Raw genomic sequence first — 20,939 nt, 5'->3', positions numbered from 1 at the left:
ATGACCATGAACCGCGAAACCTTTATCAACTGTATCCTTGGTCTAGCGCTGGTGATTGTCCCATTGATTGCGCTGGGCATGGATGAGCCGTTCATCATTACCCTGGCGACCAAGGTGGCCATTTTTGCCATGGCGGGGGTAGGCCTTAACCTTGTGCTTGGCTATGGAGGACTTGTGTCCTTTGGCCATGCGGCGTTCTTCGGAATTGGGGGCTATGCGGCGGGTATTCTTGCCAGCCATGCGCTTAATTACGAACCGATTATGACATGGCCGTTCGAGATCGAAGGCACGACCCAGATGATCATTATCTGGATCGTTGCGCTGCTGGCATCGGCGATTATTGCCTTGGCTATAGGGGCGATTACGCTGCGGACGAGCGGTGTTTATTTCATCATGATCACGCTGGCGTTTGCGCAGATGATCTATTACTTCGCGATTTCGTGGCCTGCATATGGCGGAGAAGACGGCCTGTCGATCTATGTGCGCAACGGGTTCCCGGGGCTCAATACCCTTGATCCGATCAGTTATTTTGCACTCTGTGCCGTGATGCTGGGTCTTGCGATCGCATTTTCAGCTGTTTTGATCCGCTCGCGGTTTGGTCTTGCCCTACAGGGCGCACGCCAGAACAGCCAGCGTATGACGGCCGTGGGGATTGCACCGTTTCGCATCCGTCTGGTGGCGTTTGTGATTTCAGCTATGATCACGGCATTGGCCGGCGCACTTTATGCGGACCTCAACCGTTTTGTTAGCCCGTCGATGATGTCCTGGCATATGTCAGGTGAAATCATGGTGTTTGTCATTCTTGGTGGAGTGGGGCGCTTGTTCGGCCCGCTGGCCGGGGCGGGGTTGTATATCATTCTTGAACATCTGCTTGGCGGGGTTTGGGAATTCTGGCAATTGCCGCTGGGCGTGTTGCTGCTGATCGTGGTTTTGTTCGCGCGCGGTGGCCTTGTCGGTGTTTTGGCGGGGGAACGCAAGCATGTCTGATGCCATTCTTTCACTGTCAAACATCACCAAGCAATTCGGGTCCCTTCTGGCTAGTGACAGCGTAACGCTTGATCTGCGTGCGGGGGAAATCCACGCACTGATCGGGCCGAACGGGGCGGGAAAATCCACCCTGATCAAACAGATCGCGGGCGAGATCAAATCTGATATCGGTGACATTCATTTTAACGGTCAGCACATCAATGCCTTGGACGCGGTCCAACGGTCGCGCATGGGCCTTGCCAGAACGTTTCAGGTGTCGTCCTTGATGCCGGAGTTCTCGGTTCTGCAGAACGTGATGCTCGCTCGCCAGTCTGTTAGTGGGAAGGTCTTTCGGTTTTTCCGCCCGGTGCTGAGCGACAAGTCGCTTGTAGAACCGGCAATGGCGCAGCTCGAGCGGGTTGGACTTGCGGATCGTGCGGAGATGCGTGCGGCCGATATTTCACATGGAGAACGTCGTCAGTTGGAAATGGCGGTGGCGCTTGCCCTTGAACCACGTGCATTTCTTTTGGATGAACCGATGGCGGGCATGGGACCAGAGGGCTCCAAACGTCTGACCGGTTTCCTTGATGGTTTGCGCGCACAGGCCCCGATCCTTCTGGTCGAACACGACATGGATGCGGTTTTTGCCTTGGCCGACCGGATTTCGGTTCTGGTTTATGGCCGGGTCATTGCGACCGGTACTGTTGATGACATTCGCGGCAATGATGATGTCAAACGTGCCTATCTCGGGGAGGAAGCCTGATATGTCTGCACTTCTCGAACTTAGTGGTGTGACCGCCTTTTACGGCGCATCGCAGGCCTTGTTTGGTATTGATCTATCGCTTAATGAAGGCGAAGCCGTCGCCCTTATGGGGCGTAATGGTATGGGCAAAACGACCACGATCAAGACCATCTGTCGCATGATGGAACATCGCGATGGGTCAATCCGCTTTGCCGGACAGGACTTGGCAAAAATGCCATCGCACAAAGCGGCCCGCTTGGGGCTTGGTCTGGTGCCGGAAGGGCGTCGGTGCTTTGCCCGTTTAACCGTCATGGAAAATCTGATTGCCGCGGCCCGTCCGGGTGAGTGGGATTTCGACCGGGTGGCGGGGTTGTTTCCACGTCTTGCTGAACGGCGGGAGCAAAAGGCGATGACGCTTTCGGGCGGTGAACAGCAGATGTTGGCCATTGGCCGTGCGCTGATGACCAACCCGCGTTTACTGATTTTGGACGAAGCAACCGAGGGGTTGGCGCCGGTGGTCCGTCAGGAAATCTGGGCGGCAATCAATCAGCTTAAGCAATCAGGTCTGACCATTTTGGTGGTGGATAAGTCGCTTAAAGAACTTTCAGGTGTCGCAGATCGCTATGTGATTGTCGAAAAGGGCGTTACCGCCTGGAGCGGCGCGGTCAATGAACTGACCGATGCGCTTGCTGACCGGTATTTGGGGGTCTGATATGGCGGTATTTACCTATCGGCAAAAGGTCCTGTTTCAGCATTGTGATCCAGCCGGGATTGTCTTTTATCCCCGCTATTTCGAGATGGTGAACGCCACGGTCGAAGAATGGTTCGATGTCGTGATTGGTTGTGGTTTTCCGACGATGCATGGGCCGATGCAGGTGGCGGTTCCAACCGCGGGGCTCAGTATTGCCTTTACTGCGCCAAGCATGCTGGGCGATCAGCTTGAGTTTCGTTTGACACCGCTTCGGGTCGGACGGTCTAGCTTGGAGCTGGAAATAACCGCGCATTCGGGCGAGGAGCAACGCCTGAAAACAACGCTCACACTGGTGTTTACGAAAAGAGGCGCCGGAAAGTCAGTGGCATGGCCCGATGATTTGCGTGCCAAAATCGAAAAAGAAATCAATCAAGTGGTAGAAAAAAATGCATAAAATCGTTCAGCCAGATGGATGGAAAGAGCCCAAGGGATATGCAAACGGCGTGTTGGCAGAAGGTGCCACGTTGTATATCGGAGGACAGATTGGCTGGAATGCTGATCAGGTTTTCGTTGCCAAGGATTTCGTCGGTCAGATGGAGCAGGCACTGATCAATATTAGTGACGTGCTGCAAGCTGGCGGTGGGCGTCCGGAACATCTGACGCGTTTGACATGGTATGTCACCGACAAACAGGAATATCTCGCCAAACAGCGCGAAGTCGGTCAGGCCTATCGCCGCGTCCTTGGCAAGAATTTCCCGGCGATGACCATGGTTGTGGTCAGTGCATTGGTCGAAGACGAAGCCATGATCGAGATCGAAGCAACGGCAGTGATCCCGAAGTAAACTGCACGTCGAACGCCATACGATAGATCGCAAAGGGCAGCATTATGCTGCCCTTTTGACGTTTTGCGGACCCCGGATGTTTTTGGTCGGACCCCAATCGTTGCTATCAACGGTTTTGCTTTTCCATCGTTGCTGATCTAAGCTTTTAAAAAACAAAAATAAGTATCAGCGGAGGACCATCATGAGATCGACCGCATTGGATGAGGCCAATGGCGTAAAACCGCCTGTTGGGAATGATGATAGTTTTGGCGGCCCGGGTCCGGAATTTGGCCCGTGGCTGGAAAAGGCATCGATACTGGTTGTCGATGACGAACCGGGCATGCGCAATTTTCTGGTGCGCACCCTTGGCCCACGCGCCAAACGGGTTGAAGAGGCCGCCGATTGCGAAGAAGCAACCAAAAAACTTGATCAGCATCATTTTGATGTGGTGATCCTTGATAACATTATGCCGGGCAAAAGCGGTGTCGAGTGGCTGACCGAGCAGCGCGAAATTGGCTTTTTCTCTGATGCCATCCTGATGACGGCCTATGCTGATCTTGACACTGCGATTAAGGCGTTGCGGGCGGGAGCTGTTGATTTTGTCCTCAAACCATTTCGGTCCAACCAGATTTTAAACGCGGTGGCGCGGTGTCTTGATCGCATGCGGTTGCGCCGTGAAAACCATGTTCTGCGTCATGAATTACGCGCAACGTCCGATCATGTGTTGCTGCGTGATAGGCTGATTGGCTATTCCCCGCAAATTCAGGAAATCCGCGAAACCATTGCCCGTGTTGCACCCTTGCCAACGTCAATCCTGATTTCCGGGCAAAGTGGTACTGGTAAGGAAGTCACCGCGCGCTCCTTGCATGCATTATCGGATCGGGCGGAAAAACCGTTTGTGCCGATTAACTGTGCCGCGATTCCGTCCGAGATGATTGAGGCCGAACTGTTTGGTCATGTCAAAGGCGCTTTTACCGGCGCGCACTCCGCCCGTGACGGGCTTTTCATGCATGCACAGGGCGGGACATTGTTTTTGGACGAAGTCGGTGAACTGTCACTGGCCACCCAAAGCAAACTTTTGCGCGCCATCGAAAGCCGCCGTATCCGCCCCGTGGGGGCGGAACGCGAAGCGCCGGTCGATTTGCGCTTTGTCTTTGCCACCAATGCGGATTTGGAAGAAGAAGTCGAAGCAGGCCGTTTTCGTGCCGATTTGTTTTACCGCATCAATGTCATGCATATCGAGATGCCGCCGCTTCATGATCGCGGCGATGATGTGCTTGAACTTGCCAATCTGTTTATGACCAAGCTGTCCAAGCAGCTTGGTGTGCGTCAGGTGCCCATGGATGGGGCGGTTCGCGCGGGATTGACCCGCTATGGCTGGCCGGGGAACGTGCGTGAATTGCGCAACCTGATTGAACGAACCCTCATCCTCGGCCGGTTCCCCGATGAATTTCGCGATGAACGCGCCGATCAGGGATCACAAGCGGACGGCGACGAGACACTTGATGAAATGGAACGCCGTCACATTCTGGCGATGCTGCATAAAACCGGGGGTAATCGCAACGAAGCGTCGCGGCGTCTTGGTGTGTCGCGCAAGACCATTGATCGTAAATGTGCCAGCTGGGATCTGTGATGAAGCTGTTTGGCCGGTCGGTCTCGCCGCGACCAAAACGCACAAGATCGGTGCGCTTTAAGCTTTTGGCGATCGCACTTTTGCCAACACTGGTCATCTTGCCACTGTTGCTTGGCGTGATGATGGTACGCTGGAATTCAAAGTTTGATGCGCTGCTGACCTCCAAGGTCAGTGGTGATCTGACAATTGCCCATCAGTACTTCTCCCATATTCTCGACAATACCGGCGAACAGATACAGTCGCTGGGGCAATCGGTTGCCTTTCGCACGGTTTTGATGTCGGGTAACCCGGATGCGGTCAATGATTTGCTCGTCAGCCATCAGGAGGACCTTGGGCTTGATTTCCTCTATCTGATTGATGGGGAGAACACAGGGCCTGATACTGACACCGCTATTCACTGGCCGGTGATTGCATCGGCCTTTGCAGGCAGGGCGTCGACCAGTATCGATATTTTCAGCAATGCCGACCTTGCTGCGATCTCGCCGGATTTGGCTGCACGTGCACGGCTTGATCTGGTTGAGACGCCAAATGCCGTGCCGACCACCCGTAATGCCGAAACGCGGGGCATGGTGGTTCACTCGGCAAGTCACGTCAGCTTGCCAAGCGGCAGGGAAGGAGCACTGGTCGGTGGTATTTTGCTCAATCAGAATTTGGGCTTTATCGATACGATCAACGACCTTGTCTATCGCCAAAGCAGCCTGCCCGAAGGCAGCCAAGGCACAGCCACCCTTTTCCTTGATGATGTCCGGGTCAGCACAAATGTTCGCCTGTTTGCCGAGCGCCGTGCGTTGGGGACACGGGTATCGAGTATCGTGCGCAAAACCGTACTTGAAGATGGCAAAGTCTGGCTGGATCGGGCCTTTGTCGTCAATGACTGGTATATTTCGGCCTACGAACCGATCAAAGACAGTTTCGGTAAGCGGGTCGGGATGCTTTATGTCGGTTTTCTTGAAGCCCCCTTTGCCCAGACCAAATATGAAAGCCTTCTGATCATCATCGGGGCGTTTTTGTTTGTTGCGGCCCTGTCTGTTCCGATTTTCCTGCGCTGGGCGCGCGGTATTTTCAAGCCACTTGAACGGATGACCAACACTATTAACCGGGTTGAAAGTGGTGATTTTTCTGCGCGCACCGGTCTTAATCAGGTGCAGGATGAAATTTCACTGGTGGCCGAGCATCTTGATGATTTGCTTGATCAGGTGCAGGAACGTGACAAACGTTTGCGGGCCTGGAATGATCAGCTCAACGCACGGGTCGATGCGCGCACCAGTGAACTTCGCGAAGCCAATCGGCAACTGGAAAGTACGACCAAACAGCTCATTATGTCCGAAAAACTGGCGGCCATTGGCGAAATTACCGCTGGTGTCGCGCATGAAATCAACAATCCGGTCGCGGTTCTTCAAGGTAATCTGGATGTATTGCGCGACCTTTTGGGTGAGCACGCGCGTATCGCCGATACCGAACTGCGATTAATTGACGAGCAGGTCAACCGCATCAACCTGATTGTCACCAAGCTTCTGCAGTTCGCCAAGCCTGAGGAATATGCAGGCTATGTCGAACGACATATCGTCGGAGAGGTGATTGATGATTGCCTGCCCCTTGTTCAACATCTGCTGAGCAAGGCCGATATCGAAGTGGCCCGCCAAAGTACGGCTGCCCGTCTGGTGTTGATGAACCGAACCGAACTGCAACAGGTTCTGGTCAATCTAATGGTCAATGCCCTGCATGCCATGCCTGAGCAGGGGGTGCTTACTCTTATCGATGAAGATGTCGATCATCATGGGAAATCCGGTATCCAGATCACGGTGCGCGATACCGGAACCGGCATGGATGCAGAGGTATTGAACCGGATTTTCGATCCGTTCTATACGACAAAACGTCGCGAAGGGACCGGGCTTGGGTTATCCATTAGCAAGACACTGATTGATCGCCAAGGCGGTCACATGCGCGTTGAAAGTGCACCTGGTACAGGCACCACATTTACCATGTGGCTGCCAGAAGCGGACTAAGGTCACCGGCGGATACCTGACAACAGACCCGGAAAGTATCCGCGAAAAATGCACGGCGATATTCCGGACCTGTTGTCGGATTGCGGCTCTGTTTAAAGGCCAAACGTCACATGGCCGTGTTCATCAATAGTCCACGCCGCATTCCATGCGGTTTCCCATGCGTGACCGTCTGGATCCGCGACATATCCCCTAAAGCCACCATGCACGGGCGTATCTGCCGGTCGCAGCATCTTGCCACCGGCATTGATCAATCGTTGCATCAGGGGCTCTACATCTTCCTTACGGGCTACATTGTGTGCCAATGCATGGGCCGAAGCCAATCCGTCCGAAGGACGGTTCATGTCCTTCATCAGGGCTTTTTCAAGCCAGGTGCCCAGAACAAACCCATTCATTTGGTAGAATATGATTTCTTTGTTCTCAAAAACGGGCGACCAGCCAAACCCGTCGATATAGAAACGACGTGAACGCGTGAGGTCTGCTATGCCAAGGGTTATGACGGAAATCTGTTGTTGCATGTCCAATCCTTTCTGTTGGCATACGCACCTTGCGTACACCTTGAAAGTCTTGGGCCGTTAATTTGCAACGGAAGGACCCGCTGTCGCGGGGGCCGGGCTAACCGCACCGAACCTAACCTGTTTCAGACAATCACATCTATATCAGAGCAGACCCAAGAAGGCAAAACTCCTGACCTCAAAACTTAAGGGGTTTGGCACTTTTCGAAAGGCCGGTTTGTTCTTGTCTTATGTCGCTGATTTATCATGCGAAGAGTCCATTTTTGACCACGACCCCACCGCGCATGTCTTGGGTGGAAATGCTGCAAATGCGAATGGACATTTTGTCCGTTTAAAGTTTTTCCAAGTTCAAATGTTTGGACATTTTGTCCATGTGCGTGCGCTGCAATATGATGGGTTGGTGTCGAAAACTGACAGAAAATCAACCAAAACGGGCAATGGCATGACAATTGCCACGTTGAGAATTCCGGGTCTAATCGCGTTTGCCCTGCACCATCAGGTGAAACTGCATGGTCCGGGCAAGAAAAAGTCATACTACCGGGAGGAAACAACTTCATGTTTGATCGGCTAAAGAAAGAACATATCGTCGCTGGTGACGATTTCAACCGCTGGAAGGTGCCGCCGGCATCTATCGCCATCCATCTGTGCATCGGCTCTGTCTATGCCTGGAGCATCTTTAACCCGGCCCTGATCAAGGAATTTGGTGTGGTCGCGGCAAGCTCCGGTGACTGGGGCCTGCAATCAGTCGTCTGGATTTTCTCTGTTGCGATCGTAAGTCTTGGTCTTGCTGCTGCATTTGGGGGCAAGTGGCTTGAAGAAGTTGGTCCGCGCATGGTTGGCGTTGTCGCCGCATTCTGCTGGGGCGGTGGTTTCATCGTTGGCGGACTTGGGATTGCCTCCCACCAATTGTGGCTGGTTTATCTTGGATATGGTGTGATTGGCGGGGCCGGACTTGGGCTTGGTTATGTTTCGCCGGTTTCAACCCTGATCCGCTGGTTCCCTGATCGGCGTGGCATGGCGACCGGCATGGCGATCATGGGCTTTGGCGGTGGTGCGATGATCGCAACCCCGATCAAGGAAAGCCTGCTGGCTGCTTTCTATCAGGTGCCGCAATATCTTGGTGCTGAAAGTGCTGTTAACCTTGTTACCGAAGGTGGCAAGCGCATGGCAGAAGTCGGCGGCCAGATGGTCGAAGTCGTTGTCGCTGGTGCCGCGCAGGTCGCAGCCGCCCCGGTTCCGATCGAAGAGGGCGTTTATGTCGCTGGCACGGGTAACACTGGTGCTGCAGGAACGTTCTTTACCCTTGGTGTTGCCTACTTCGTCGTCATGTTGATCGCGTCGTTCTCTTACCGCGTTCCACGTGAAGGCTGGTTGCCAGCCGGTTGGACGCCACCGACTGCCGATGCTGCGTCCAAACGCATGATCACGCAGAAAAACGTTCACATTGATCAGGCGCTTAAAACCCCGCAATTCTATCTGATCTGGATTGTGCTGTGCTTTAACGTGACCGCAGGCATCGGGGTGATTGGTGTTGCCAAAACCATGATGTTTGAAATCTTTGGCTCGACTTTGCCCTTGATTGTCAATTCGGCTTTTGCCGCAACATATGTGTTTATGATTTCGGTCTTTAACATGTGTGGTCGGTTCTTCTGGGCGTCTATCTCGGATTATATCGGGCGTAAGAACACCTATTACTGCTTTGTCATTCTTGGGATCATTCTGTATCTGTCGATCCCGTATTCTGCACAGCAGGTCAGCGTCAATCCGGCTGTCACATATCTCGTGATGTTCTATGCCGCGACCATGATCATCTTCACGATGTATGGCGGTGGCTTTGCAACCATTCCGGCGTATCTTGCCGATATCTTTGGCACCAAATATGTCGGTGGCATCCATGGCCGTCTTTTGACTGCCTGGAGTACTGCTGGTGTGCTTGGTCCGCTGGCCATTACCCAGTTGCGTCAAACCTCGGTCACCAATTCGATCAAGGATCTGGCCGCCAAGATTGATCCGGCGGCCTTCCAGGCCAAATTCGGTGCAGGTCTTGAACAGCTTGACCAATTGGTTGCGGCGAAAACCGTTACGATTGGTCGTCTGATGGAAATCGCACCGGCTGGAACGGTCGATCCGACATCAAGCCTGTATAACACTACCATGTATGCCATGGCGGCTCTGTTGGGGATTGCCTTGATCGCCAACAAAATGATCCGTCCGATTGATGACAAGCATTACATGGAAACACAGGAAAGCGGTTCAGGCGCAAAAGCAGCGTCCGAAGCGTAATCAGGCCCCAGGAACCGACCACCGTACCCGTGGTCGGTTCCGTCGGGTTGGCGTTCTGTCTGCCAACCCGCGTCCTGTTGCAGGAATAACCTTTTAGTCTGTAGGGACAATCGGTTATCCTGCAACAAGGGCACTTTGCACGTATGAAGGCTGTCTGATTGGCTGTTCGATAGTGCCAGACAGCAAACTTAAGACAGCACCCAATGTCACAAAGCGCATCGCATCTTTCGATGCCGGATACAAAATGATCGATAAACTCGAAATGTTTATGGTGCTCGCCCGTGAGCAGCATTTTGGCCATGCCGCCGAACACTGCGGCGTGACACAGCCAACGCTGTCCAGTGCGCTGCGTCAGCTTGAAGATCACCTTGGTGTTGTGCTGGTCAAGCGCGGATCACGGTATCAAGGCCTAACTCCCGAAGGTGAACGTGTTCTGGAATGGGCGCGCCATATTGTTGGCAGCACGCGTTCGATGCGCGATGAAATGCGCGCCATGCGGTTTGGCCTGACCGGGCAGGTACAGATTGCCGTTATCCCCACCGCCCTTTCGATGGTTCAGGAACTGACCACCCCGTTTCGTGAAAAGCATCCCGATGTGACCTTTGCGGTTTTGTCGCGGACGTCGACCGAAATTCAGGCATTGCTGGATAATCTGCAAATCGATGTCGGGATTACTTACCTTGATAACGAACCGCTGGGGCGGGTGACGTCGATCCCGCTTTATTACGAACGCTATCATCTGGTGACATCGAATTTCGCCGATATCGGGGACCGTGATAGCATTACCTGGCAAGAAGCTGCGAAGTTTCCGCTTTGTCTGTTGACACCTGATATGCAGAACCGGCGGATCATCAATCAGCATCTCAGCGAGGCCGGGGCAAAGATCAGCCCGACACTTGAAAGTGATTCGATGATTGCCCTGTTTACCCATGTGCATACGGGAAACTGGGCCAGCATCATGCCGGTTAAAATGATCAAGGAATTCAGCATACATGACCGGGTCAAATCGATCCCGATTGTGGAACCCGATGCGGCCCACCTTGTCGGGATGATTGCGGTCAAGCGTGAACCGGCAACGCCAGTGGTTTCGGCTTTGTTGAAAGAAGCCAAGCTGTTGTCGGAACTCGAACGGGCGTGAAAACCGTTTGATAGGTTTACGCTATCGCGTAACGGGACGGCTTTATTGAACACCCGGTGTGTTTGACCGACACTTATAAAAATAACAAACCAAAAGAACAAAGAATTCAATAGACTGCTAAGTGAGAGAGGCTTGCATGTCGACTAATACCGAGGAACACAGCGTCCGCGTTGCGTCAATTTGTGACAGCATGGCTGCACTTGAAGGCCCATTATTGCCAATCCTGCATGAGGTGCAGGAAGAATTCGGCTATATTCCCGAAGGCGCGCTCCAGACCATTTCGAAAAAACTCAATCTCAGCCGGGCGGAAGTCCATGGGGTTGCCAGTTTCTATCATGACTTCCGCGAAGAAAAAGCGGGCAAGCATGTGATTAAGATCTGCCGGGCGGAAGCCTGTCAGGCGATGGGGGCAGATGATCTTGGCGATCATGCCAAAAGTCGCCTTAAAGTCGATTGGTCGCAAACAACCAGCGATCACAAAGTCACGCTTGAACCTGTTTTCTGTCTTGGTCTGTGTGCCTGTGCACCGGCGGCCATGGTTGATGGCAAGGTGGTTGGCCGGGTCAGCAAAGACCGCATGAACCGCATTCTCGATGAGGTGGGGTCATGAGTATCAAGGTTTATGTCCCGCTAGACTCCGGCTCTGTTGCCCTTGGTGCAGATGATGTCGCAACCGCGATCGCCAAAAAGGCCACAACAGCCGGAGCAGATGTTAAAGTCGTGCGCAACGGATCGTTTGGCATGTACTGGCTTGAACCGATGGTTGAGGTCGAAACATCGCACGGTCGTGTGGCCTATGGCCCGGTAACTCCGGAAGATGTCGATACGTTGTTTGCAGCCGACTTCCTGACCGGTGGTGAGCACAAGCTTTACCTTGGTCGCACGGAAAATATCCCGTTTCTTAAAAGTCAGACCCGCCTGACATTCCAGCGTTGTGGCTTTATCGATCCGGTGTCGCTTGAAGATTACCGGGCCTACGACGGACTTACCGGTCTTAAAAACGCACTTGAAATGACGGATGAGCAAATTGTCCAGTCCGTGACCGATAGCGGCCTGCGTGGGCGCGGCGGTGCCGGTTTCCCGACGGGCATAAAATGGAACACCGTGCGCCAAGCCCCGGCGGAGCAGAAATACATTGTCTGTAATGCCGACGAGGGCGACAGCGGCACGTTTGCCGACCGTATGATTATGGAAGGTGAACCGTTTGTCCTGATCGAAGGCATGATCATTGCTGGTTTGGCCACCGGTGCGACCAAGGGATATGTCTACACCCGGTCGGAATATCCTGCTGCCATCCGCATCATGAACGAAGCCATCGAAGTTGCACGTGCCAACGGCGTTTTGGGCGACAATATCCTTGAATCGGGCAAGACGTTCGATATGGAAGTCCGCATGGGTGCGGGTGCCTATGTTTGCGGCGAGGAAACATCGCTTCTTAACAGTATGGAAGGCAAGCGCGGTGTTGTCCGTGCCAAGCCACCACTGCCAGCACTCGAAGGGTTCATGGGCCGTCCAACGGTTGTTAACAATGTTATCTCGCTCTGTTCGGTTCCAGTTATTCTGGAAAAGGGTGCGGATTATTATCGTGATTTCGGCATGGGCCGGTCGCGTGGTACCATTCCGATACAGATCGCCGGGAACGTCAAACATGGCGGGCTTTATGAGGTCGGATTTGGTCTGACCCTTGGCGAGATTGTCGAACAGATCGGCGGTGGGACAGCCACCGGGCGCCCGATTAAGGCTGTTCAGGTTGGCGGTCCTTTGGGCGCGTATTTCCCCAAGGAACTGTTTGATACGCCGTTTGACTACGAAGAATTCGCCAAGCGGGATGGCCTGATCGGGCATGCCGGTGTTGTTGTTTTTGATGACACGGTTGATCTGATGAAGCAGGCCCGTTTTGCCATGGAATTCTGTGCAATTGAATCGTGTGGTAAATGCACGCCATGCCGCATCGGATCAATCCGAGGCACCGAAGTTGTTGATAAACTGGCACGCGGCGAAGACCCCGAATTGCAGATCGAATTGCTGACCGATCTTTGTAACACGATGAAGTTCGGCTCGTTGTGCGCCTTGGGTGGGTTTACGCCTTATCCGGTGATGAGCGCACTGACCCATTTCCCTGATGATTTCAAGCCTCATGCGCTTGACATAGCTGCGGAGTGAAAACGATGTCCTTGATCAAAGAAGTCGACTACGGAACCCCAGCTGCCCACTCGGAAAAAACCGTCACGCTGACCATTGATGGTAACAATGTGACCGTTCCCGAGGGCACATCTGTTATGCGCGCCTCGATGGAAGCGGGTATTCAGGTCCCCAAGCTTTGCGCGACCGATATGGTCGATGCGTTTGGCTCCTGCCGCCTGTGTCTGGTTGAGGTCGAAGGCCGTAACGGCACGCCGTCATCCTGTACCACACCGGCGACAGACGGCATGGTGGTGCGCACCCAAACAGACCGTTTAAAGAAAATCCGCAAAGGCGTGATGGAGCTTTATATCTCCGACCATCCGCTTGATTGCCTGACCTGTGCGGCCAATGGTGATTGCGAACTTCAGGACATGGCCGGTGCGGTTGGCCTGCGCGATGTGCGCTACGGCTATGACGGCGGCAATCATGTGAAGGTCCGCGACAACGGCGAAGAAAATCCGCGCTATATGGCAAAGGATGAAACCAACCCGTACTTCACCTATGACCCGTCGAAATGCATTGTCTGTTCGCGCTGCGTGCGTGCCTGCGAAGAAGTGCAGGGCACCTTTGCGCTGACCATCGAAGGCCGCGGGTTTGAAAGCCGCGTGTCACCGGGTATGCACGAAGATTTTCTTGATTCTGAATGCGTGTCATGTGGTGCCTGTGTTCAGGCCTGCCCAACCGCGACCTTGCAGGAAAAATCGATCATTGAAATTGGTCAGCCGGAACATTCGGTTGTGACCACCTGTGCGTATTGCGGGGTCGGATGTTCGTTCAAGGCGGAAATGCGCGGCGAAGAATTGGTGCGCATGGTCCCCTATAAGGACGGCAAAGCCAACCGTGGGCATTCCTGTGTCAAAGGGCGCTTTGCCTATGGCTATGCCAGTCACAAGGACCGCATCCTTAACCCGATGATCCGTGAAAATACCTCGGACCCTTGGCAGGAAGTTAGCTGGGAAGAGGCCCTTCGCTTTACCGCCGACAAATTCCGATCCATTCAGGCCCAATATGGTAAAGGTGCGATTGGGGGCATCACGTCATCGCGCTGCACGAACGAGGAAACCTTCCTTGTTCAAAAACTGATCCGGGCCGGGTTTGGCAATAATAACGTCGATACCTGTGCACGTGTGTGTCATTCGCCAACTGGCTATGGGTTGAAAACGACCTTTGGCACATCGGCGGGCACGCAGGACTTTGACAGTGTTGAACATACCGATGTTGTCATCCTGATCGGGGCTAACCCGACCGATGGCCACCCGGTGTTTGCATCGCGTTTGAAAAAACGTCTGCGCGAAGGGGCGAAGCTGATCGTCATTGATCCGCGACGCATTGATCTTGTGCGGACCCCCCATGTTGAGGCCGTTGCCCATGTCGCGTTGCGTCCGGGGACCAACGTTGCGGTTCTGACATCCTTGGCGCATGTCATCGTGACCGAGGGCCTGTTTGACGAGGCGTTTGTCCGTGAACGCTGTGACTGGGATGAGTTCCAGGATTGGGCAGCATTTGTTTCCGACCCAAAACACAGCCCCGAAGCCATCGCCGACATGATCGGTGTGGATGCGCAAACCATGCGCACAGCCGCACGGACCTTTGCCACCGGTGGCAATGGTGCGATCTATTACGGGCTGGGTGTTACGGAGCACAGCCAAGGCTCGACAACCGTGATGGCGATTGCCAACCTTGCCATGGCGACCGGCAATCTTGGGCGTCCGGGGGTTGGTGTGAACCCGTTGCGCGGTCAGAATAACGTGCAGGGCGCGTGCGATATGGGCTCCTTCCCGCATGAATTGCCGGGCTATCGCCATATTCAGGACAGTGCCACCCGCGATATTTTCGAAGATATCTGGGGCGTTAAACTGGATGACGAGCCGGGCTTGCGTATTCCTAATATGCTTGATGCGGCTGTCGAAGGCACATTCAAGGGGATTTACATTCAGGGTGAAGACATCCTGCAATCAGATCCCGATACCAAACATGTGGCCGCCGGTTTGGCCGCGATGGAATGCGTTGTGGTCCATGACCTGTTTTTGAATGAAACAGCCAACCATGCCCATGTTTTCCTGCCCGGTTCGACCTTCCTTGAAAAGGACGGCACATTTACCAATGCCGAACGCCGTATCAACCGGGTGCGCAAGGTCATGACGCCGCTCAACGGTTTTGCCGATTGGGAAGTCACCCAGAATTTGGCGCGTGCGATGGGACTTGATTGGCATTACACCCATCCGTCGCAGGTGATGGATGAAATTGCCGCCACCACGCCAAGCTTTGCCAATGTGAATTATGACCTTCTCGAACGTGAAGGATCGGTTCAGTGGCCCTGTAATGACAAGGCGCCCAAAGGCACCCCGGTCATGCATATTGACGGCTTTGTCCGTGGCAAGGGCAAGTTTGTGGTGACGGAATATGTCGCCACTGATGAACGCACCGGGCCGCGCTTCCCGCTGCTTCTGACCACCGGGCGTATTCTCAGCCAGTATAATGTCGGGGCCCAAACCCGCCGGACGGCCAATTCGACCTGGCATAAGGAAGACTTGCTTGAAATTCACCCGCATGACGCCGAGCAACGCGGGGTGCGCGATGGTGACTGGATTCGTCTGGCATCGCGGTCGGGCGAAACGTCGCTTCGGGCGACGATTACCGACCGTGTCGCGCCGGGTGTGGTTTACACAACCTTCCACCATCCGGGCACCCAGGCCAACGTGATCACCACCGATTTTACCGACTGGGCAACCAACTGCCCAGAATATAAGGTGACAGCGGTGCAGGTCTCGTCAAGCAACGGGCCAAGTGACTGGCAGGTCGAATATGATCGTCAGGCAGAACAGTCGCGTCGGATCAAACCGCGCGTCGATGCCGCCGAATAGATAAACTGCCGCGCACTGTGCTATGATCGTTCGAACAGCACAGTGCGCGGTATTTCCGTGTAAAGAAAAGTTTACAAGTAAAGAGTAAGCACCAATGGCACCTGATAAGCTTGTCTATATGGCCAATCAGATCGCGACTTTTTTCAAATCCAAACCCCACGACGAAGGGGTTGCCGGAGTTGCCGGTCATATCAGCGATTTTTGGGATCCACGCATGCGTAAGCAGCTGTTTGACATGATTGCGGATGGGCATGATGGCTTCGAGCCACTGGTTCTCGAAGCCGCTCCGGCGATCCGCAAGGTCAAAGAAACCGCATGAAACCCAAATCATCAGACAATTATATTGTTGATGGTCGAGACCTTGATATGGCGCGCGCGGTATCGCGTGATGACGGCAATGATGATGCGCCCATGATCTTGCAGCCGGAAATCCCGGCTGCATTGACCTTTAACGGGCAATCGCATGCAGTGATGATGGTGTCTCCGCATGATCTCGAAGATTTCATGGTCGGTTTTGCCCTGTCCGAAGGCATTGCCGATAATGTTTCGCAAATCACCTTGCGTGACGTGCGTAAAACTCTTCAGGGCTATGTGATTGAGGCTGATCTGCACGAAGACGTGTTTGACCGTCTTGAAGACCGCCAACGCACCCTTGAAGGGCGGTCTGGCTGCGGATTGTGCGGCGTGCAATCGCTTGATGCGGTCTCGATGGATAAAATCGGCACCGTGACACCGGGTAATATGGCGCAGGATATTGTGCTTCGGGCGATTGACGCACTGCCAGATCATCAAACCCGCAACCGCCAAGGTGGCGGGCTGTTGCATGCCAGCGCCTTTGTCGATGTTAGCGGTAACATCCAACTGGTCCGTGAAGATATCGGACGTCATAACGCGCTTGATAAAGTGTTGGGTGCAGTTGCCCGTCAGGGGATCGATACTGCCGGTGGCTTTATCCTGATGACCAGCCGGTGTTCATACGAAATTGTGACCAAGACTGTGCAATGCGGGGTGGGAGGGCTTGTGACCCTGTCGGGGCCAACACTGACTGCAGTTAATTTGGCGCGGCAGGCGGGGCTTACCATGATATGCCGCGAACGGCGTGGGTTGTTTCGCCGGTTCGCCTGATATCAGGTTGATGCGCGCGCAATGATTTCAAATCCGATATCAATCGAATTGTTTGGCAGGGGCTGATTGTTGATCCGGGCAATCAGGGCTTCTGCAGCCTGTTTTCCCAAATGGGTGCGGTTGACTTCAACCGTACTCAGGGCAGGCAGGGTAAAAGGTGCGAAGTTCTGATTGCCAAAGCCCAGAACGGCAATGTCTTCGGGGACACGAAGGCCGCGTGACTGGGCCTCGATCAAAATACCATGGGCCAAAAGATCAGAGCTGCACATGACAATCCCGTTTTTAAAGCCCTGTTTGAGACCATGGGTAAGGCCGTTGCGCCCGCGTTCAATGGTTGCGCCTGTTTCGTAAAGGACTTCGGTCGGGGCATTGCCGGTTAGTTGAGAAAATTGGGCGGCAAAGCTGTCTTTGCGGCGCAATGCGCGTTCATCCCCGGCTGAGACGATCAAGGCATGCTCATAGCCGTGGGAAACGGCATACTTTGCCATTTCCTCGCCGGCCTTGATGTGGGAAAAGCCAATACAGACATCCAGCGGGTTTTCCGTCATGTCCCAGACTTCAACCACTGGAATGCCTGCCCCCAGCAACATCCGTTTGCATCCGGGCGAATGATGGATGCCGGTCAAAAGAATGCCATCGGGGCGGCGCGACAGCATGGTCGACAGGACAGCCTGTTCCTCGTCCTGTGAAAAGCCGGTTTCCGCCATCAGAACGTGATAACCCGACCCGCGAATGACATCGATGAAGTTTTGCATCAGATCGGAATAGATCACATTGGTGATCGATGGCACGAGGGCGGCAATTAATTGGCTGCGCCGTGATGCGAGCGCCCCGGCAACCATGTTGGGCACATAGCCGGTTAGCTCAATCGCATCCTGAATGCGTTTAAGCGTTGCCGCCGATACCTTTTTAGGGTCATTGAGCGCACGCGATACCGTGACTTGCGATACGCCAGCAATACGTCCGACCGTCTCCATCGTGACGGAGCCGCTTTTAAGGTCGGCGGTGATAACCGGATCGCTGTGTTTTGCTATGCGTGACAAGTTGTTTTGTCTCTTGATCTGAGGCCCTTGCGCCAAAACAACGTAAGGGCAAAAGTGCGAAAGCGAAATGTTCAGAGCCGGTCTTTCGATTGCTCTGAACACTACATCAGCCCAGTAGGGTGGGCAAGAAGCGTGGCTCGGGTAAAAGCCACTCCACAGCACAGGGAGGAGGCTGAAGAGGTTGTTGCTTCTTGCCCAGACTCACTCGTTTTCTGTCTTGTTCTTTTTCCATGCAACGGAAATCGAAAACGCAATCGATATCGCAATCAGAACCCACAGCAGTCCGGCGATCCAGCTTTTGGTAAAGAAGATCGAAAACGTGCCAAAGGATTCCAGACTTTTTACGAAATAGATTTCCGCCGATGGGCCGAGAATAAAGCCGATGATAAACGGCGCAATTTCAAGCCCGATCTTGTGTGCCAGATAGCCAAACAGACCAAAGATCAAAAGCGTCCAGACATCGAACATCACGCCGTAATTAATCGTATAGGCCCCGACAACACACATCATCAGAATGATCGGGAACAGGATGTTTTTGGGTACCGTCACGACCTTGGCCAGGTGCCGGATGGCAAATACCATAACCAGAAACATGACAATGTTGGCTACCAGCATGGCAATGATCATGGCATCCCATGTCACCGGGTTGTTGCCGATAAACAGGGGGCCGACCTGAATGCCTTGCAGGGTAAAGGCGCCGATCAGGATGGCGGTGGTTGAGTCACCGGGAATGCCAAGCGACAATAGCGGTACCAATGCGCCGCCCGTCAGGCCATTATTGGCACTTTCTGATGCAATCACACCGGCTGGCTCACCCTTGCCGAATTTTTCAGGGGTTTTGGAAAAGTTCTTTTCCTGACTATAGGCCAGAATGGATGCGGCACTGCCGCCAACACCGGGCAGAATGCCGACAAAGGTGCCGATGGCCGATGAACGGAACAGATTGACGAACTGACCTTTAAAGATGGAAAGTTTGAACGGCTTTCCACCAATCTTGACCCCCGACAAGCTTTGCCCTTCTTTCATGCCTTGTTCGGCTTCGATCAGGATGGTGGCAAGGCCAAACAGACCGATCAGAACCGGCAGTAACGAAAAGCCGCTTTCGAGATAGTATTCAAGGAACTCAGGCACGAGGCGCAATTCACCATTGCCGCCGCGCGAAATGTCATAGGCACCAATCAGGCTGATGAAAATACCCAGAAAACCGCTGAAAATACCGACCAAAAGGCTGCTTGAAAGAGCGGCCATGACGGTCAAGGCAAAGAAGATGATCAGGAATTTTTCGATATAGGAAAACTTGATGGCAAAATCGGCCAAGGCCGGGGCAAACAGATAAAGGGCGGCAAGACTGAACAACCCGCCGATCAGAGATGATGTAATCCCGATTTTAAGCGCGCGTTCGCCTTCGCCGTTCTGGGTCATCGGATAACCATCAAGCGTCGTAGTGATCGATGACGGCGTGCCCGGAATGTTGAGCAAAATGGCAGGAACCAGCCCGCCGGAAATCCCGCCAACATACAGCCCAAGCAACAGGGCGAGGCCGTTTTCAAGGCCAAGCGAATAGGTCAGCGGCAAACACACGGCAACGGCCATGGTGGCGGTCATGCCCGGAATAGCGCCGAAAATGATGCCGATCACAGTGCCCGCGGTAACCAATGTGAAAAACATCGGCGTCAGAATGGATAGGAGTTCCATGATAAATCTCTTGGCTCAATCCGTGCCGGGGCAGGCCCTTATGGCAGCGAAATGTTGAAAAGTTCGGACAGGATGTACCAGACGATGGTTGGCGCGATCAGGGCGTTTGCGCCTGCGATCAACAATGTCCGTCGGGTGCGCTCGTGCAGGAAAAGGGTGCTTAGCGCAAACAGGTACGGGATCGAACACAGGTAAAACCCAAGTCCTGTATTTGGGAAGAAGTCCCCAACCGATGGCATGGCCGTAAAATAGATGACCGTCAGGACCAGTGTTCCGAAAAAGCGCATATGATCGATGCCAGCAGGCCACCATGGGCCATTGGTAATCGTGGCAAGCATCGTGCGCCCGCGGGTAATCAAAATGGCCGTAAAAAGAATTCCCAGGATTATGGCGATGATCGTTGGGAAAATCATATGCGACGTATCGAAATCGATTGTCACATGAAAAGGGGAGTCAAATGACATGGGACGCCTCCGGGATGTGCCTGTTTTGACCCTACGTTACGCATTTTCATGGAATTAGGAAATCAGGTCAGGCTTATTTTACGGGAAATAGCGGCGGGCGACCACACGCATTGACCCGAGCAGGCAGGAGCGGCCCGGCACATCAATGCCGGGCCATCCAGTATTTTAGTTGGTCGCAATCGCGTCGATGACATGACGATATTCGTCACGTTTTGCCTTCAGGTAAGTCGCAGCTTCGGCCTGCGGCTTGTAGTTCGGGATGAAGAACGATGCTTTTTGCGTTTTCTGGATATCACCAGCGGCATAGATTTCTTTCAGTGCGGTGTCGATGGCCGCAATCTGTTCGGCATCCATGTCCTTGTTGAACAGGAAGAAGAATTCCTTGTCGAAGGTGAAGTCTTTTGAACCATCAAGGGTGACGCTGACATTCGGGGTGGTGAATGCCAGAAGTTCGTCACGGGTGGTGTCGCCCATGCCTTCAGGGTTTGCCTGTTCGATGGTCTCTTCGCGGGCGGTCAACCAGATAAAGCGCATTGCTTTTTGATCATCTGCATCAAGCTGGGTGAACTGTTCGTTGGCCTGAACCGACCCGTTGATGACATCGGCCTGACCATCAAACATCAACTGATTTTTATCTGCCTGCGACCCGGTGTTGACCGGAACAATGTTTTCTTCGGCACCCGGATGGGTCACTTTGACAGCGTTTTTCAGAGCCGAGAACCCGATTTCCGAAACACCACCGGCCTGAATGGCAACGCGAACGCGTTGACCA

20 protein-coding genes are annotated in these 20,939 nt (G+C 53.7%); 15 read left to right on the top strand and 5 right to left on the bottom strand.

Annotated elements, in window-relative coordinates:
* From AMM48_RS00100 to AMM48_RS00070, 7 genes are all read left to right on the top strand, one after another.
* Positions 1-987 (top strand): branched-chain amino acid ABC transporter permease, encoded by a 987-nt coding sequence (locus AMM48_RS00100; protein WP_022733363.1) that lies wholly within the window; start codon positions 1-3, stop codon positions 985-987.
* Positions 980-1,729, top strand: coding sequence for an ABC transporter ATP-binding protein (locus AMM48_RS00095; RefSeq protein ID WP_102782437.1), 750 nt, complete (start codon positions 980-982; stop codon positions 1,727-1,729). The genes AMM48_RS00100 and AMM48_RS00095 overlap by 8 nt, the downstream gene beginning before the upstream one ends.
* A gap of 1 nt (position 1,730) precedes the next feature.
* On the top strand, positions 1,731-2,420 hold the full coding sequence (locus AMM48_RS00090; RefSeq protein WP_101304081.1) for an ABC transporter ATP-binding protein: 690 nt from the start codon (positions 1,731-1,733) through the stop codon (positions 2,418-2,420).
* Position 2,421: 1 nt separating this feature from the next.
* Entirely contained in the window at positions 2,422-2,853 is a 432-nt protein-coding gene (locus tag AMM48_RS00085; RefSeq protein WP_102782461.1) for a thioesterase family protein, read from the top strand.
* Complete coding sequence (locus AMM48_RS00080) at positions 2,846-3,241, top strand: RidA family protein (protein ID WP_022733359.1); 396 nt, start codon at positions 2,846-2,848, stop codon at positions 3,239-3,241. Before AMM48_RS00085 ends, AMM48_RS00080 begins: the two co-directional genes overlap by 8 nt.
* A 181-nt stretch (positions 3,242-3,422) precedes the next feature.
* Positions 3,423-4,853, top strand: a complete 1,431-nt coding sequence (locus AMM48_RS00075; RefSeq protein WP_102782436.1) for a sigma-54 dependent transcriptional regulator — start codon at positions 3,423-3,425, stop codon at positions 4,851-4,853.
* The gene (locus tag AMM48_RS00070; RefSeq protein ID WP_102782435.1) at positions 4,853-6,859 is read left to right on the top strand and encodes a HAMP domain-containing sensor histidine kinase; all 2,007 of its coding nucleotides are present in this window, start codon (positions 4,853-4,855) and stop codon (positions 6,857-6,859) included. The genes AMM48_RS00075 and AMM48_RS00070 overlap by 1 nt, the downstream gene beginning before the upstream one ends.
* Positions 6,860-6,951: 92 nt before the next feature.
* Here AMM48_RS00070 and AMM48_RS00065 read toward each other — a convergent pair whose 3' ends face one another.
* Complete coding sequence (locus AMM48_RS00065) at positions 6,952-7,374, bottom strand: VOC family protein (RefSeq protein ID WP_102782434.1); 423 nt, start codon at positions 7,372-7,374, stop codon at positions 6,952-6,954.
* Between the two features lie 220 nt (positions 7,375-7,594).
* On the opposite strand from AMM48_RS00065, the gene AMM48_RS00060 reads away from it, so the two are divergent.
* The 8 genes from AMM48_RS00060 (at position 7,595) to fdhD (ending at position 16,965) form a co-directional block, all read left to right on the top strand.
* Positions 7,595-7,942, top strand: a complete 348-nt coding sequence (locus AMM48_RS00060) for a hypothetical protein (RefSeq protein WP_146030360.1) — start codon at positions 7,595-7,597, stop codon at positions 7,940-7,942.
* Positions 7,927-9,654 (top strand): OFA family MFS transporter, encoded by a 1,728-nt coding sequence (locus tag AMM48_RS00055; protein WP_102782432.1) that lies wholly within the window; start codon positions 7,927-7,929, stop codon positions 9,652-9,654. Before AMM48_RS00060 ends, AMM48_RS00055 begins: the two co-directional genes overlap by 16 nt.
* Positions 9,655-9,898: 244 nt before the next feature.
* On the top strand, positions 9,899-10,792 hold the full coding sequence (locus AMM48_RS00050) for a LysR family transcriptional regulator (RefSeq protein WP_102782460.1): 894 nt from the start codon (positions 9,899-9,901) through the stop codon (positions 10,790-10,792).
* Between the two features lie 136 nt (positions 10,793-10,928).
* The gene (locus AMM48_RS00045; protein ID WP_102782431.1) at positions 10,929-11,402 is read left to right on the top strand and encodes a formate dehydrogenase subunit gamma; all 474 of its coding nucleotides are present in this window, start codon (positions 10,929-10,931) and stop codon (positions 11,400-11,402) included.
* Positions 11,399-12,955 (top strand): NADH-quinone oxidoreductase subunit NuoF, encoded by a 1,557-nt coding sequence (locus AMM48_RS00040; protein WP_102782430.1) that lies wholly within the window; start codon positions 11,399-11,401, stop codon positions 12,953-12,955. Before AMM48_RS00045 ends, AMM48_RS00040 begins: the two co-directional genes overlap by 4 nt.
* Positions 12,956-12,960: 5 nt before the next feature.
* Positions 12,961-15,840 (top strand): formate dehydrogenase subunit alpha, encoded by a 2,880-nt coding sequence (gene fdhF, locus AMM48_RS00035; RefSeq protein WP_102782429.1) that lies wholly within the window; start codon positions 12,961-12,963, stop codon positions 15,838-15,840.
* Between the two features lie 94 nt (positions 15,841-15,934).
* Positions 15,935-16,159 (top strand): formate dehydrogenase subunit delta, encoded by a 225-nt coding sequence (locus AMM48_RS00030; RefSeq protein ID WP_102782428.1) that lies wholly within the window; start codon positions 15,935-15,937, stop codon positions 16,157-16,159.
* Positions 16,156-16,965, top strand: coding sequence for a formate dehydrogenase accessory sulfurtransferase FdhD (gene fdhD, locus AMM48_RS00025; protein ID WP_102782427.1), 810 nt, complete (start codon positions 16,156-16,158; stop codon positions 16,963-16,965). The genes AMM48_RS00030 and fdhD overlap by 4 nt, the downstream gene beginning before the upstream one ends.
* A gap of 2 nt (positions 16,966-16,967) precedes the next feature.
* On the opposite strand, the gene AMM48_RS00020 is transcribed toward fdhD, so the two are convergent.
* The 4 genes from AMM48_RS00020 to AMM48_RS22120 all read right to left on the bottom strand — a co-directional run.
* Entirely contained in the window at positions 16,968-18,008 is a 1,041-nt protein-coding gene (locus AMM48_RS00020) for a LacI family DNA-binding transcriptional regulator (RefSeq protein WP_244271062.1), read from the bottom strand.
* A 201-nt stretch (positions 18,009-18,209) separates the two neighbouring features.
* On the bottom strand, positions 18,210-19,703 hold the full coding sequence (locus AMM48_RS00015) for a tripartite tricarboxylate transporter permease (RefSeq protein WP_102782426.1): 1,494 nt from the start codon (positions 19,701-19,703) through the stop codon (positions 18,210-18,212).
* Positions 19,704-19,741: 38 nt separating this feature from the next.
* Complete coding sequence (locus AMM48_RS00010; protein WP_022733344.1) at positions 19,742-20,167, bottom strand: tripartite tricarboxylate transporter TctB family protein; 426 nt, start codon at positions 20,165-20,167, stop codon at positions 19,742-19,744.
* Between the two features lie 165 nt (positions 20,168-20,332).
* The coding region (locus AMM48_RS22120; protein WP_198413483.1) for a hypothetical protein at positions 20,333-20,939 on the bottom strand (607 nt) is incomplete at its 5' end.

The organism is Thalassospira sp. GB04J01 (genome assembly GCF_000751115.1).
Taxonomy (GTDB): domain Bacteria; phylum Pseudomonadota; class Alphaproteobacteria; order Rhodospirillales; family Thalassospiraceae; genus Thalassospira; species Thalassospira lucentensis.
The sequence above is the reverse complement of the archived record's forward strand: the minus strand, read 5'-3'. Positions and strand labels throughout refer to the sequence as shown.

Coding starts and splice junctions, on each gene's coding strand:
- AMM48_RS00055 (WP_102782432.1), top strand. CDS start 7,927: ATGTTTGATCGGCTAAAGAAAGAACATATCGTCGCTGGTGACGATTTC.
- AMM48_RS00045 (WP_102782431.1), top strand. CDS start 10,929: ATGTCGACTAATACCGAGGAACACAGCGTCCGCGTTGCGTCAATTTGT.
- AMM48_RS00050 (WP_102782460.1), top strand. CDS start 9,899: ATGATCGATAAACTCGAAATGTTTATGGTGCTCGCCCGTGAGCAGCAT.
- fdhF (WP_102782429.1), top strand. CDS start 12,961: ATGTCCTTGATCAAAGAAGTCGACTACGGAACCCCAGCTGCCCACTCG.
- AMM48_RS00015 (WP_102782426.1), bottom strand. CDS start 19,703: ATGGAACTCCTATCCATTCTGACGCCGATGTTTTTCACATTGGTTACC.
- AMM48_RS00065 (WP_102782434.1), bottom strand. CDS start 7,374: ATGCAACAACAGATTTCCGTCATAACCCTTGGCATAGCAGACCTCACG.
- AMM48_RS00085 (WP_102782461.1), top strand. CDS start 2,422: ATGGCGGTATTTACCTATCGGCAAAAGGTCCTGTTTCAGCATTGTGAT.
- AMM48_RS00090 (WP_101304081.1), top strand. CDS start 1,731: ATGTCTGCACTTCTCGAACTTAGTGGTGTGACCGCCTTTTACGGCGCA.
- AMM48_RS00075 (WP_102782436.1), top strand. CDS start 3,423: ATGAGATCGACCGCATTGGATGAGGCCAATGGCGTAAAACCGCCTGTT.
- AMM48_RS00040 (WP_102782430.1), top strand. CDS start 11,399: ATGAGTATCAAGGTTTATGTCCCGCTAGACTCCGGCTCTGTTGCCCTT.
- AMM48_RS00095 (WP_102782437.1), top strand. CDS start 980: ATGTCTGATGCCATTCTTTCACTGTCAAACATCACCAAGCAATTCGGG.
- AMM48_RS00010 (WP_022733344.1), bottom strand. CDS start 20,167: ATGTCATTTGACTCCCCTTTTCATGTGACAATCGATTTCGATACGTCG.
- fdhD (WP_102782427.1), top strand. CDS start 16,156: ATGAAACCCAAATCATCAGACAATTATATTGTTGATGGTCGAGACCTT.
- AMM48_RS00070 (WP_102782435.1), top strand. CDS start 4,853: ATGAAGCTGTTTGGCCGGTCGGTCTCGCCGCGACCAAAACGCACAAGA.
- AMM48_RS00100 (WP_022733363.1), top strand. CDS start 1: ATGACCATGAACCGCGAAACCTTTATCAACTGTATCCTTGGTCTAGCG.
- AMM48_RS00030 (WP_102782428.1), top strand. CDS start 15,935: ATGGCACCTGATAAGCTTGTCTATATGGCCAATCAGATCGCGACTTTT.
- AMM48_RS00080 (WP_022733359.1), top strand. CDS start 2,846: ATGCATAAAATCGTTCAGCCAGATGGATGGAAAGAGCCCAAGGGATAT.